The organism is Kitasatospora sp. NPDC058444 (genome assembly GCF_042721415.1).
In the GTDB taxonomy this organism is placed as follows: Bacteria; Actinomycetota; Actinomycetes; order Streptomycetales; family Streptomycetaceae; genus Kitasatospora.
Window position 1 is genome coordinate 122221 of the sequence record NZ_JBHXLL010000010.1, and the last position, 11765, is coordinate 133985.

The following is an 11765-nucleotide window of genomic DNA, read 5'->3' on the forward strand; positions in this document are numbered from 1 at the left end:
GGTGGGAGCGGGGAGGCCGGGCGGACCCGTCAGGCGTGGCGCCTGGCGTCCTCGTCCGCGTTGTGCAGGATCAGGGAGGTCCGCCGGCCCTTGAGGCCGAGCTTCTCCACCTCATCGCCCACCGTCGCGAGCAGCTTGACCAGGTCGACGGTCGCGCTGTCCACGTTCTCGTGGTACGTCTTGCCGATCTCGTCGTTCCCGGCCGACTCCTTGTTGAAGGTGTTGATCTCGTCGCACCGGCGGCCGATGTCGTCGAGGATGTCCGAGAGCGGCGCGAACTTCTTGAACTTGGCGTCCAGGTCCGCGCCGATGTTCAGCTGGTTACCCACGGAACTCCTCCTGCCGGTCGCGCTTGCGCCGCTCCTCCGCGGCTTCCGTCTCGGCGTACCCGGGGCGCATCTCCCGCAGCGGCGCGAAGAGTTCGTCCAGTTCGGTGCCGCCGGTCATCGAGGCCCGGAGGGTCTCGCCCAGGCCGCTGAACGGCCCCATGGTCTCGACCAGCCGCTCGCCGAGGTCGGCCCGGGCGGTGTTCAGCACGTCGGCGATCATCGCCCCGAGCTGGGCCGGAGCCATCGTCCGGTACCCGGTGGTGTGGAAGACCAGGGACACCACCTGGCCCTGCGCGCCCACCGTGGCGGTGACCATCCGGTCCTTGCTGGTCGCCGAGGCGGTGGCCGCCTGCAGCTCCTTGGCCGCCTCGGCCATCCTGGCCTGCTGTTCCGCCAGGGCCGCCATGGCCTGGTCGATCTGCTCGGCGTACGAGAACGTCATCCGCCCGTGTCTCCCGTCTCTTCCCGGTGTCCCCGCGGCGCGTCCCGGACCGGGGGTCCGGCCCGGGACGCACCCGCTCGTGGGGTCGTACGGTTCTCTCTACGGCCGGGGTGCGGCCCGCGGTTCGACGCCGGGCCGGATCGGCCTGCCCCGGCGGTCGCTCCGTCAGCGGCCGATGACGCCCGTCACCGCGCCCGAGTCGGTGCCCCAGACCTCCTCCTCCTCGGACAGCCAGGTGGTGCGCTGCCGCTCCTTCTCGCTCTGGCCGGGCGCCCCTGCTCCGGCTCCGGCACCGGCGCCCATCGGCGGCATCATCGGGCCGCCCATGCCGCCGGTGGTGGGGATGCCCCGGCCCGAGAGCTGGGCCTCCTCGGCGGCGGCCGCGGTCCTGCCGGCCGCCGCGGCGCGTCCCGCCGCGGCCTCCTCGGCGGCCAGCTCGGCCGTCGGTCTGACACCCATGGCCTCGGCCAGCTTGCCGCCGACACCGAGGTTCGCCGGGCCGGAGGAGACACCTCCGACGGTCTTCGGGCCGGCGGCGCCCCGCGGCTCGCCGAACAGGTCCGACCCGGCCCCGCCGGATCCGCCCGAGCCGAACGAGATGCCGCCACCGCCGATCGAGCCGGGCAGCCCGCTCCAACTGCCGCCCCCGCCGGTGCGGATGTCCCCGGCGCCCCTGGAGAGGGCGTGCTCCTCGTCGGTGAGCAGTTGCTCGAACTGCGAGACCGGCCGCCCGTTCGCGTCCTTGACGGTGCCGTCCTCGGCGATGGTCCGGTCCTTGCCGAGCACCACCGGGTTGCCGTTGGAGTCCCTCACCAGCGTGCCGTCGGGGCCGGTGACCGTCCCGTCGTCGTTCTTCTTCGAGCCCGGCGGCACCTTGAACGGCGCGCCCGATCCGGTGCCCGCGCCGCCCGACCCGGTGGTGGAGCCGCCGGAGCCCGTACCGGGCTGGCCCACGACGGTGCCCGGCGGCACCGTCCGGGGCTTGCCGTCCTTGTCCAGCAGCGGCTTGCCGTCCTTGTCGACCAGCTGGCCCTTGTCGTTGACGCGGGTGCCGGGCGGGACCATCTGCGGCTTGCCGTCCTTGCCGAGCAGCGGCTTGCCGTCCTTGTCCAGCAGCGGGACCATGCCGGTCGTCCCGCCACCGCCGGTCCCGCCGATGCCCCCGATGCCGCCGGTCTTCCCGCCGCCCTTACCGCCGCCGATGCCCCCGATCCCGCCGGTGCCGCCCCCACCGGCGCCGCCGCCCCCGGTACCGCCGGTCCCCGGGGGCCCCTTGACGTCGGTCTTCGACCCGTCGCCGCCCTTGTCGTCCTTGCCGTCGGGGGTGGTCTTGGGATCGACCTTGTCCTTGGGCAGGTCGAGCGTGACCGGCCTGATCGGGATCAGGAGCTTGCTCGCGTCGTCGTAGGCGTCGCTCAGGAGCCTCCCCGCGTTGGTCGCGGCCGAGTCGAGCTTCTCGATGACCCAGTCGTTCCACTTCTTCTTCGCCGCGGCCTCCAGCTTCGCGACGAAGGCGTCCAGGGCTCCCTTGTCGACGCCCTTGTCGTTGGTCGCCAGGGTGACCCCGCCACCCGAGACCGTGGCGTCGGCCGAGAGGCTCCCGTCCTCGTAGCTGATCGTGGTGAGGGTGAGGACCGCGGTGAGGTCCTTGACCAGCTCGGTGAACGCGAAGTGCACGCACGTGTACGGCGAGGCGAAGCTGCCGCCCTTCGAGCCGTCGGTGTACTGCCAGTGCTCACCCTTGTCGTTGCTCGCGCCGACGGTCACCAGGGCGGAGTTCCCCATCCAGGGCTCGTAACCCTGGTAGTACATGTTCCCCTGCTGCTGCTTGAGGGCGTCCCCGGCCGCCTTCAGCTTGGTGACGATGGGGTTGCTCGTGGACCCGTCCTTGGGCGGGTCCTTGGGGGGGTCCTTGGGCAGGTCCTTGTACGCGCCGAGATCGCCGCTGAGCCCGAAGTGCATGGCGATGAACTCGTTCTCCAGGCCGTACAGCACCTCCTTGAACCGGCCGGCCGCGCTGCCCTGGAACTCGCTGTCCGAGCCACCCACGTCGTTGAACCAGGTGTGCACCTTCCTGCGCTGCTCCACGAAGAAGGTGTCGACCTCGCCGATGATCCGGGCGGCGTCCCACAGCGTCGGAGGCGCCGTGACCTCGTTGCCGGAGCAGCTCCCCCAGATCGACGGGCCCATGATGTCGCCCGGGTTGGCCTTGAACCGGGTCCACGGGGTCGGCGTCTTGTCGTCGGGCTTGCCGTCCCAGAAGTGCCAGTCACAGGTCACGCCCAGGATCGTGCTGTAGGTGCCGCCGCCCTCGACCAGGTACACCCACTCGGCCCACATGTCGTATCCGGCGTCGCCCTTGGCGATGCCGTTCTGGACCTTGCGCTTGTCGTTGTTGGCCTTGGTGTCCGTGTACAGGTAGCGGGCCTGGATCCACTGGGGGCCGGTCACGTCGGTGCGCTGCGCGACGTCGCTGTGGTCCGTCCCGGCGAACACCTTCAGCATCTGTTCCCAGGTGTACTTCGTCTCGTCGGCCATGGTCATCCTCCGGGCGGAGTGGAACGGTTCTCGGGCAGCGGTGTGCCGTCGGCGCCGGCGGGCCGGGCGGCCCTGCGGCGCCGACGGCGGGCTCCGGGCGTCAGGGGAGCTTGGTCGTCGGGGCGACGCCGGTGAGCACGTCGTGGAGGACCTCCAGCAGCTGGGCCTCCGTGAGGGCGTCGTCGTTGCCCTCGTGGAGCGTCCGCCCGGCCTTCAGCAGGTCGTTGACGATGTCGTCGAGCGTCTTGCGGACGGCCTCGATGCCCTCGCCCACGCTCTTCGCGTAGTCGAGGTAGGCCTGCTTCAGCGCCTTGGCGGACGGGAACGCGTCCTGGCCCGCCTTCAGCGCCGACGGCGCCTTCGCCCAGTTCGTCTTCTGGCCGTTCACCTCCTGCTCGAAGGCCCGCAGCTCCGCGAGGCGGCCCTCCAAGTAGGCGATGGTGATCTTGGTGGTGTCGCCGCTCATGCGCGGACCCCCCTCCTCGTCAGGCGAACTGGTTCCCCGCGTGGACGTCCGACTCGACCATGATCTCGTGCATCGTGCTGAGGGTGTTCGCGGCCGCCGTGATGTCGTCGTCCATGGCGGACTCGTTGGCCGTGACCACCCGGGAGAGGTCCTCGAAGGCCGTGGCCGCGACACCCTGGAAGTGGCCGCCGTCGATCACGCCCCGCAGCTTGCTCATGAGTTCGTCCAGGTTGCTGCGCATCATGTTGCCGGCCTGGCGCAGCTCGCCGACCGCCTGCGACACGGTCTCGTGGTGGAGCTGGATGTTGCCGAAGTCCATGGGGTTACTCGATCCTCTTCTGGTGATGAACCGTCAGGCGCCTTGCAGGCCGTTGTAGATGCCGTCGGCGGCGTGGGCACGGGCGTCGTCCTCGGCCTGGGTGAGGATCGCGTTGGCGCCCTGGGTGGACTGCACGAAGCGCTCGAAGGCGCCGATGACCTGCTGGTAGCGCGTCATCCAGTCCTCGACCTTCCGTTGGAACTCGCTGCTCGCGCCGGAGATGTAGCCCCCGGCGATCTCCTCCTTGATCCGCTCGACCGTGCGACCGGCGGTCACCATGTGCTCGATCTGCTGCTCCAGGCTCGCCAGGACCTGGCGGATCGCTTCGTCTTCCTTGGTCAACATGCCCGGTGTGGTCATGCTCTGCTCCCTTCCCTGCGCTCGCCGGACGGACTGCCCGGCCGAGACGTCTGATCGGACCAACGGCCCTGTTGAGGACGGTGGTTCAGCTGCACGCCGACGGACTCGCCGCCGCGGGTGCCGGCGCGGCGGCGATCGCCGCCACCGTCGGCGCGGCGGTGGGCGCGGCGGCGTCCCCCATGGCCGCCGGATCGAGGCTCGGGCCGGAGGGCAGCAGCGCCACCACGGCGGCCGGGACGGCGGTCGGCGTCGCACCGCCGTAGCCGAGCTGCCTGACGACCGCCGGCGAGGGCAGCGGGTAGCGCACCCCGCCCTCGGTGACCAGGTACTCGGTGCCCCCGGCGCCCGCTCCCGACAGCGCCCGCACCAGGGCGCCGCGGCCCGGCCGGACGGCGATCCGGTCGGCGACGGCGCAGGCCGCACCCCCCGCGGCCCCCGCGTCGGTCGGCGGCGTCGGCGGACGGCCCGCGTAGGCCCGATCGGCGGGCAGCACGGTGACGGCGGTGGTCGGGGCGCCGGCGCCGGTGTGCAGGTCGGCGCAGACGCCCTCGCCGTGCAGCGGGGCGACCAGCGCCGGCGGCGACTCCGGGAGCCCCTGGGGCGGCGGTCCGCCGGGCGCGGCGTGCCCGGCGAGGTCCAGGGCGCCGATCGGCGCGGGCGCCGGGGCCGCACTGCCGTACGCCTCCTTCTGGGTTCGCGGATCGCCGAGCAGCAGGGCGTACAGGGTCGGGGTGAGCGGAGCGAGGCCGTCCTTGGTGAGCAGGTAGTGCGCGCCGCCCGGGGCCTCGAAGAGCTGGCCGATGCGGGTCGGCTTGCCGCCCAGCGCCGGGCCCGCCTCCCCGCGCCGGGCGACGGCGGGCGCGGCGAGGTCGGGTCCGGCGGGCAGCGCGTTCAGCACTCCGGCCGGCACCGGGAACGGCGTCGCACCGCCGTAACCGAGCGCCTGGAGCGCCTGGTTGGCGGTGTCGACGCGCAGCCGCTGGCCCTGCCAGAGCAGGTGCGTCGAGCCGTCCGGGGTCGCGACCAGGAGCCCCTGGCCGGGCGTCAGCGCCCGCCCCTCGGCCGCCGGGTCCACCAGCACCGCCAGCTTCGGCACGGGGGTGCCGGTCGGGCCGGGCTGGGCGGTGGCGCAGACCAGCCAGGTGCCGCCGGCCAGGTCGGCGGCCGGCGGCAGCCCGTCCGGGGCGCCGACGATCCCGACCGGGGCGCCGCGCGGCGCGTCCGCGATCGAGGCCCGGCTCACCTGCCGCACCGTCATCTGCTCGCCGGCCAGCAGCCTGGCGCTGGTGTCGTTCAGCACCGGATGCAGCTGCCCTCCGACGGACAGGTACCGGGCACCGGTCTCCTCGACCACCACCAGCGTGCCGGGCTTGGCCCAGCCGTCACCGCCACCGGGCCGGATCACCCCGTACACCGTGACGCCCAGCCCAATCAGCACGCCCACCGCCAGGCCCGTCATGGTGCCCCGGGTGGTGCGCCCGGTGGGGGTGTCCGGCGCGTCGGGCTCCGCCCGCAGCATGCCCGAGGCCAGCCTGCTCATCACGAACAGGTGCGCCTGCACCTGGTCGCGTCGGGACTGCATCCAGTTCCTCCCCGGTTCCTCACGGACGCCCCCGCTGCTTCGCGGCCGCACCGCTGCGCGCGCCCACTTCGGTCCTACGGCCCCCCGCACCGGTCGGGTTCACCACCCCGTCCGGCGCGGGGCGGCGACCGCCGCCACCCGGCCCGCCACGTCGCCGCGTACCGGGGCCGACGCCCCGGCGGACCCCCGCGGACCACGCGCGGGCCCCCAGGACCTCGCGCGGGACGCCTCCGCGTCAGCAGATCGTCAGCGGAGTGTCAGCAGCCCGTCAATCCGGGCCTCGGCGCCCGCGGAGCGGCGGAAGCTGGACGGACCGCACCTGCACGACCCGCAGGTCCTCCCGGAGGTGAGCCGCATGTCCGTCCTCGCTGCGTTCCATTCCGTCGTCCCCGACGCGCGCCGCCACGGCCACGGCCTGCGCACCACCGTCGCGCGGGTGCTGGACCGGCTGGCCGCCAGCCCGCTCGACAACACCGTGCTCGGCGCCATCGGTACGCCCCGCCCGGTCACCCGCCCGGTCGCCCACCCGGCCGGCCTGCACGCCCGGTGGCACCGCGCGCCCCGGCCGGACGGCTCCACCGCCCTCGAAGCCACCTGGCACCGGGACCGCTGACGCCGCCCGCACCGCCTTCCGCGCCCCGTCCGCGCCCGGCGCCGGCCGGGCGCGGACCGCCGTTCGGCGCAGCGCTCCCCCGCGCGGCCGGGCCCCGGCCCGGGGCGCGTGCCTAGGGTGGGCGAATGACCGATCGTCGGACCGCCCGGCCTGGTGTCACCCGGGTGGGGTACCTCGTCGCCGCCGCCGCCTTCGCCGTCTGCATGGCGGGCACCACCCTGCCCACCCCGCTCTACGGGCTGTACCAGGAGGAGCTCGGCTTCTCCGAGCTGACGGTGACGGTCGTGTTCGCGGTGTACGCCTTCGGTGTCATCGGCGTCCTGCTGCTGATCGGCAACGTCTCGGACTCGGTCGGGCGCCGGCCCGTACTGCTCTGCGGGCTGCTCTGCTCGGCCGCCAGCGCCGTGGTCTTCCTGAACGCGGACAGCGTCGCCCTGCTCTGCCTGGGCCGCCTGCTGTCCGGGTTCTCGGCGGGCCTGTTCACCGGCACCGGGACGGCGTACGTGCTGGAACTCGCCCCGCCCGGGCACCGGGCCCACGCGGGCTTCGTCGCGACCGCCGCCAACATGGGCGGGCTCGGCTGCGGGCCGCTGCTGTCCGGTGTGCTCTCGCAGTACGCGCCGCACCCCCTGGTCCTGCCCTTCGCCGTGCACCTGGGGCTGCTCGCCGCCTCCTTCGCGCTCACCTGGCTGCTGCCCGAGACGGTCCCCGGGACCCGCCCGCTGCGCACGGCCCGGCCCGACCGGCCGTCCCTGCCGCCGGAGGTCCGACGGGTGTTCGTGCCGGCCGCGGTCGCCGCCTTCGCCGGCTTCTCCCTGCTGGGCCTGTTCACCTCGGTCAGCCCCGCCTTCCTGGCCACCGAGCTGGGCGTCCACAACCGCGCGGTGGTCGGCCTGGTGGTCTTCACGGCCTTCTTCGCGTCCACCCTCGGCCAGCTCCTGGTGCCCCGGCTCGGCACCGCCCGGGCGATCCCGCTGGGCTGCCTGGTGCTGATCGCCGGGATGGCCCTGCTGGCCGTCTCGCTCGCCCGGGAGACCCTGCCCCCGCTGGTGCTCAGCGCCCTCGTGGGCGGTGCCGGGCAGGGCATGGGCCTGCGCGGGGCGGTGGGCGAGGTGGCCGCGGCCGCTCCCGCCGAGCACCGCGGCGGCGCCCTCTCGGCGCTGTTCGTGGTCGCCTACTTCGGCATCTCGATCCCGGTCATCGGGGTGGGCCTGCTCACCGGGCCGCTCGGCCTGGCCGACGCGGGCCTGGTCTTCGCCGCCTGCATGGCCGTGCTCGCCGCCGCCTCCGGCCTCTACCTGCTGCGCCGGTCGCGCCCCGCGAGCTGACCCGCGGCGTGCCCCGGCTGACCCGTGGCGTGCCCAGGCAGGCGCGCGGCCCTCGCCCGCGCGCTCCCGTCACGCGCCACCCGCGCACGCCCGCCGGCTGCCGCCCGGACCCGCTTGCCGCCCGGACCGGGTACCGATAGACACGGACCAGACACCTCGCGCGACATCCGGAGGTCCCCGCCATGAGCGTGACGAGTCGCTACCTGGGCGCCTGGGAGGGCTTCTGGCGCGACGCGCCCGAGGAACCGGGCGCGGTGATCTGGGACGCCGACCCGGCCCTCAGCGCCGAACGCCACCTCACGCTGTTCCGCCCCCACCTGGCCGACCCGGCGCTGCCGGTCATCGACCTGGGCTGCGGCAACGGCACCCAGACCCGCTTCCTCGCCGAGCGCTTCCCGCTCGTCCTCGGGGTCGACCTGGCCGCCGCCGCGGTGGACCGCGCCCGGCGCGGCGACCCGGCCGGGCGGGCCGAGTTCACCCGGTTGGACGCCACCGACGCCGAGGCCGTCCGGGCGCTCCACCACCGCCTCGGCGACGCCAACGTGTACGTGCGCGGGGTGATCCACCAGAGCGAGCCGGCCGACCGCCGACGGGTGGTCGACGCCGTCCGCGTCCTGATCGGGGCACGGGGCCGGGCCTTCGTGTTCGAGCTCGCCGAGGCGGCCAAGGGCGTGCTGGGCGAGCTCGCCCGCGACCCGGCCGGCCCGCCCCCGAAACTGCGCCCGGTCCTCGACCACGGGCTCGCCCCCGCTGATGTCGCCGACGCGGCCTTCCCCGAGCTGTTCCGCACGGCCGGACTCGACGTCCTCGCCGGCGGTGAACTGCCGCTGGCCACCACGGAGTCCACCGCCGACGGCGCCCGGATCGAGCTGCCCGCGCACTGGCTGATCGCCGGGCCGGGCGGGTCCGCGCCGCGCTGACTCCGGCGCGGCAGGCCCCGTCGGCACGGCAGGCGCGGCAGACCCCGTCGGCACAGCAGGCGCGGCAGGCCTCGCCGGCGCGGGAGGCGCGGTCGGCGCGGCAGGAGCGGCCCTACTCCGGCCGGATGTTCAGGTTGCCGCGCAGGACGTTCCCGGGGTCGTAGGCCTTCTTCACGGCCGCGAGCCGGGCGTAGCGCTCCGGGCCGTAGATGTCCCGCGCCCTCCGGTCGCCCTCGCCCTGGACGTAGTTGGCGTACGCCCCGCCGGTGCCGAAGGCCCGCAGGCCCTCGATCGTCGCCCGCGACCAGGCGATGTGCTCCGCGTCCCGTTCCGGGTCGGTCCAGTGCGCCTCCGCCGTCACCTGGTAGGGCGCGGCGCGGCCGGGGAAGGCGGAGTCCCGCTCGGGGACGTCCGCGATGGCCCCGCGCAGGAACTCGAAGTCGATCGAGCAGAGCGCGGACGGGTTGGCCCGGGTCGCCTCGACCATCCCGGCCACGGCCCCGGGCGAAAGGTCCTGGAGGTAGCGGGACTTGACGAAGTACCGGTCGCCCTTGGGCTCGCTGCTGTCGCCGAGCGCCTGGAGCTGCGGGTACGACATGGGGATGCTCACCCGGGCCGCGGGCGCGACCTCCCGGTAGAGCGCCTCGGTGTGCGCGCGGCCCTCCTCCTGGTCCCCGTTCCACACCGCCAGGAGCAGCAGCGCGTGCCGCCCCCGCAGGTGCTCCGGTATCCAGTCCTGCTCGCCCGCGCGCTTCAGCCCGCCGACGACGTGCAGGCCGGCCGGCTGCCGCTCGGTGTACGCCCGGTAGGCGGCCAGGGCGTCGGGGACGCCGTCCACGGCGTGCACGCCCATGCTGAAGAGCGCCGGTCCGACCGGGCGCAGCCGCAGCGTGAAGCGGGTGACCACGCCGAAGTTCCCGCCGCCGCCGCGCAGTGCCCACAGCAGTTCGGGGTGGCTCTCCTCGGTGGCCTCGACCACCGAGCCGTCGGCGAGGACGACCTCGGCGGCGAGGATGTGGTCGCAGGTCAGGCCCCAGCGGCGGGCGAGCCAGCCGTATCCGCCGCCGAGGGCCAGTCCCCCCAGGCCGGTGTGGGAGATGACGCCGGCGGGGCAGGCCAGTTCGTACGGCGCGGTGGCCTGGTCGAGGTCGCGCAGCAGGCAGCCGCCCTGGGCCTCGGCGGTGCGGGCCCGCGGGTCGACGGTGACGGCGCGCATCGGCGACAGGTCGATCATCAGCGCCCCGTCGGCGACGGCGCTGCCGCCGACGTTGTGGCCGCCGCCGCGGACGGTGACGTCGAGGCCGTGGGCCGTCGCGTGGCGCAGCGCCTCGCTCACGTCGGCCGCGGTGCGGCAGCGGGCGATGTGGGCGGGGCTGCGGTCGTGCATGCCGTTCCACACCGTGCGCGCCTCGTCGTACCCGGCGTCGCCGGGGCTCAGCCAGTGGGCGGGCGGTGTGGCCCGTGGCAGAACGTCGTCCTCCGGCATGGTGGCGGCTCCCCGTGATCGATGCGCCGATGCGATGGCGCACACACGATAGGTGGCCCGTCGACGGCCCGGAGGTGAAGATTTGATGATCCATCACCTTTCGGCCATCCTCCGTTCCTGGTCGAACCGTCCCGGACGGGCAACGCCCGCTGCCCGGCCGGTCCCGATCTCCGCTGGTCAGCCTCGGACCGCCCGGCGAGCCACCCAAGTCCCTTCGGCCACCGGGATCTTGGCGCATTTGCGGGGCCGGAGCGACGAAAGCGCTCGAACTACGGAGCCCGCCGTGTTTTGCTTCCCTGCACATGACATCGGTCGGCGCGGCAACGGGGTGAGGGATGACTGGGACCGAAGGTACTCCGGACCGACCGCGTCCGTCGGGCGTGGCCCGCTACCGCACCCGCGGCGTCCCCGACCTGCACCACCGCTTCATCCGTGACGCCCGCTCGCACGACTGGGAGCCGGCCGAGGTGGTCCACCGGGCCCTGCGGGACCGCCCCGGGACCGCACCGCCCTCCGAGCTCTCCTGGCTGATCGCGAGCGGCAGCACCTACGCCGAGCAGGTCGGCATGGACGTGGCGGCCGGCCTGCTGCACGCCTGCCCCGAGGGCGACATGAAGCTGGTGCTCGCCACCGCGGTGGCCGACGAGGCCAAGCACTCGGCCGTCTTCCACCACTACGCGCACGCCGTCGCCGGGTCGGTCAAGGATCCGGGCGACGCCGTCGACGAACTGTCGCGCGACCTGTGGTCCCTGGACGACTACACCGCCCGCTTCCTGGCCCACACGCTGGCCGAGGGGTTCGCCGCCGACGAGTTCCGCTGGTTCGACGAGGGCCTGCGCGGGGACGGCCTGGGCGAGGTGTACCGGCTGGTGCGCCGCGACGAGTCCCGCCACGTCGCGCTCGGCATGGCCTACCTCACCCACGGCCCCGGCGCGGACCGACTGCGCCGTCTGCCCGCCGAGTTGCTGCTCGCCGCCGAACAGGTGGTGCTGAAGCACAACGACGTGGACAAGCTGGCCTCGCTGGTGCACCGGCTGCTGCCCGGTACACCGGCACCACTGGTCGCCGCCCGGCTCCGGGCGCGACACGCCACCCGCATGCGGGTGCTCCTGAACGTCCGGGACGACCGGCAAGACCTGTCCCGGCACGGCAAATCCACGCGAGAACACATGGAGGTGTGATGGAGATCAAGAAGGTTGCCGTCCGCGCTGAGACCAAGGCGGCCAACAAGTACAGCGTGAGCACACGCCGCGCGAGCAAGTAAGGCGCACTGGTTCCACCCGAGGCGGCCGTACCCCCGGTGGTACGGCCGCCTCTTCCACTGCCCGCTCCACCGCCCGAGAGTCCGAAAGTCCGAAAGTCCGAAAGTCCGAGAGTCCGTG

12 protein-coding genes are annotated in these 11765 nt (G+C 74.1%); 4 read left to right on the forward strand and 8 right to left on the reverse strand.

The window, feature by feature from the left end; translation table 11 throughout:
* Positions 1 to 29: 29 nt before the first annotated feature.
* From ACFWP2_RS14170 to eccB, 7 genes are all read right to left on the reverse strand, one after another.
* A complete protein-coding gene (locus ACFWP2_RS14170; protein WP_380450687.1) occupies positions 30 to 329 on the reverse strand; it encodes a hypothetical protein in 300 nt (99 codons plus the stop codon).
* Positions 322 to 771 carry a YbaB/EbfC family nucleoid-associated protein gene (locus tag ACFWP2_RS14175; protein WP_380450688.1) on the reverse strand — a complete coding sequence of 150 codons (450 nt, stop codon included), beginning with the start codon at positions 769 to 771 and terminating at the stop codon, positions 322 to 324. The genes ACFWP2_RS14170 and ACFWP2_RS14175 overlap by 8 nt, the downstream gene beginning before the upstream one ends.
* A gap of 165 nt (positions 772 to 936) precedes the next feature.
* The gene (locus tag ACFWP2_RS14180) at positions 937 to 3309 is read right to left on the reverse strand and encodes a hypothetical protein (RefSeq protein WP_380450690.1); all 2373 of its coding nucleotides are present in this window, start codon (positions 3307 to 3309) and stop codon (positions 937 to 939) included.
* Positions 3310 to 3409: 100 nt separating this feature from the next.
* Positions 3410 to 3775 (reverse strand): hypothetical protein, encoded by a 366-nt coding sequence (locus ACFWP2_RS14185; protein WP_380450692.1) that lies wholly within the window; start codon positions 3773 to 3775, stop codon positions 3410 to 3412.
* 19 nt (positions 3776 to 3794) lie between these two features.
* Positions 3795 to 4094, reverse strand: a complete 300-nt coding sequence (locus ACFWP2_RS14190; protein ID WP_380450694.1) for a hypothetical protein — start codon at positions 4092 to 4094, stop codon at positions 3795 to 3797.
* 33 nt (positions 4095 to 4127) lie between these two features.
* The gene (locus ACFWP2_RS14195) at positions 4128 to 4454 is read right to left on the reverse strand and encodes a hypothetical protein (RefSeq protein WP_380450695.1); all 327 of its coding nucleotides are present in this window, start codon (positions 4452 to 4454) and stop codon (positions 4128 to 4130) included.
* Between the two features lie 85 nt (positions 4455 to 4539).
* Positions 4540 to 6036 (reverse strand): type VII secretion protein EccB, encoded by a 1497-nt coding sequence (gene eccB, locus ACFWP2_RS14200; protein WP_380450697.1) that lies wholly within the window; start codon positions 6034 to 6036, stop codon positions 4540 to 4542.
* A gap of 355 nt (positions 6037 to 6391) precedes the next feature.
* Between eccB and ACFWP2_RS14205 the strand changes: the two genes are divergently transcribed.
* The 3 genes from ACFWP2_RS14205 to ACFWP2_RS14215 all read left to right on the forward strand — a co-directional run bounded on the left by ACFWP2_RS14205 (position 6392) and on the right by ACFWP2_RS14215 (position 8897).
* On the forward strand, positions 6392 to 6649 hold the full coding sequence (locus tag ACFWP2_RS14205) for a hypothetical protein (RefSeq protein WP_380450698.1): 258 nt from the start codon (positions 6392 to 6394) through the stop codon (positions 6647 to 6649).
* A gap of 125 nt (positions 6650 to 6774) precedes the next feature.
* Positions 6775 to 7977 (forward strand): MFS transporter, encoded by a 1203-nt coding sequence (locus ACFWP2_RS14210; protein WP_380450700.1) that lies wholly within the window; start codon positions 6775 to 6777, stop codon positions 7975 to 7977.
* Positions 7978 to 8159: 182 nt separating this feature from the next.
* Entirely contained in the window at positions 8160 to 8897 is a 738-nt protein-coding gene (locus tag ACFWP2_RS14215; protein ID WP_380450701.1) for a methyltransferase domain-containing protein, read from the forward strand.
* A 112-nt stretch (positions 8898 to 9009) separates the two neighbouring features.
* On the opposite strand, the gene ACFWP2_RS14220 is transcribed toward ACFWP2_RS14215, so the two are convergent.
* A complete protein-coding gene (locus ACFWP2_RS14220; RefSeq protein WP_380450702.1) occupies positions 9010 to 10383 on the reverse strand; it encodes an FAD-binding oxidoreductase in 1374 nt (457 codons plus the stop codon).
* A 335-nt stretch (positions 10384 to 10718) separates the two neighbouring features.
* Between ACFWP2_RS14220 and ACFWP2_RS14225 the strand changes: the two genes are divergently transcribed.
* Complete coding sequence (locus tag ACFWP2_RS14225) at positions 10719 to 11564, forward strand: ferritin-like domain-containing protein (protein ID WP_380450703.1); 846 nt, start codon at positions 10719 to 10721, stop codon at positions 11562 to 11564.
* Positions 11565 to 11765: the final 201 nt, after the last annotated feature.

Excerpts from the sequence above, each read along its gene's own strand:
- ACFWP2_RS14175 (WP_380450688.1), bottom strand. The coding sequence starts at position 771 with ATGACGTTCTCGTACGCCGAGCAGATCGACCAGGCCATGGCGGCCCTG.
- ACFWP2_RS14225 (WP_380450703.1), top strand. The coding sequence starts at position 10,719 with ATGACTGGGACCGAAGGTACTCCGGACCGACCGCGTCCGTCGGGCGTG.
- ACFWP2_RS14190 (WP_380450694.1), bottom strand. The coding sequence starts at position 4,094 with ATGGACTTCGGCAACATCCAGCTCCACCACGAGACCGTGTCGCAGGCG.
- ACFWP2_RS14185 (WP_380450692.1), bottom strand. The coding sequence starts at position 3,775 with ATGAGCGGCGACACCACCAAGATCACCATCGCCTACTTGGAGGGCCGC.
- ACFWP2_RS14215 (WP_380450701.1), top strand. The coding sequence starts at position 8,160 with ATGAGCGTGACGAGTCGCTACCTGGGCGCCTGGGAGGGCTTCTGGCGC.
- eccB (WP_380450697.1), bottom strand. The coding sequence starts at position 6,036 with ATGCAGTCCCGACGCGACCAGGTGCAGGCGCACCTGTTCGTGATGAGC.
- ACFWP2_RS14210 (WP_380450700.1), top strand. The coding sequence starts at position 6,775 with ATGACCGATCGTCGGACCGCCCGGCCTGGTGTCACCCGGGTGGGGTAC.
- ACFWP2_RS14205 (WP_380450698.1), top strand. The coding sequence starts at position 6,392 with ATGTCCGTCCTCGCTGCGTTCCATTCCGTCGTCCCCGACGCGCGCCGC.
- ACFWP2_RS14220 (WP_380450702.1), bottom strand. The coding sequence starts at position 10,383 with ATGCCGGAGGACGACGTTCTGCCACGGGCCACACCGCCCGCCCACTGG.
- ACFWP2_RS14180 (WP_380450690.1), bottom strand. The coding sequence starts at position 3,309 with ATGGCCGACGAGACGAAGTACACCTGGGAACAGATGCTGAAGGTGTTC.
- ACFWP2_RS14195 (WP_380450695.1), bottom strand. The coding sequence starts at position 4,454 with ATGACCACACCGGGCATGTTGACCAAGGAAGACGAAGCGATCCGCCAG.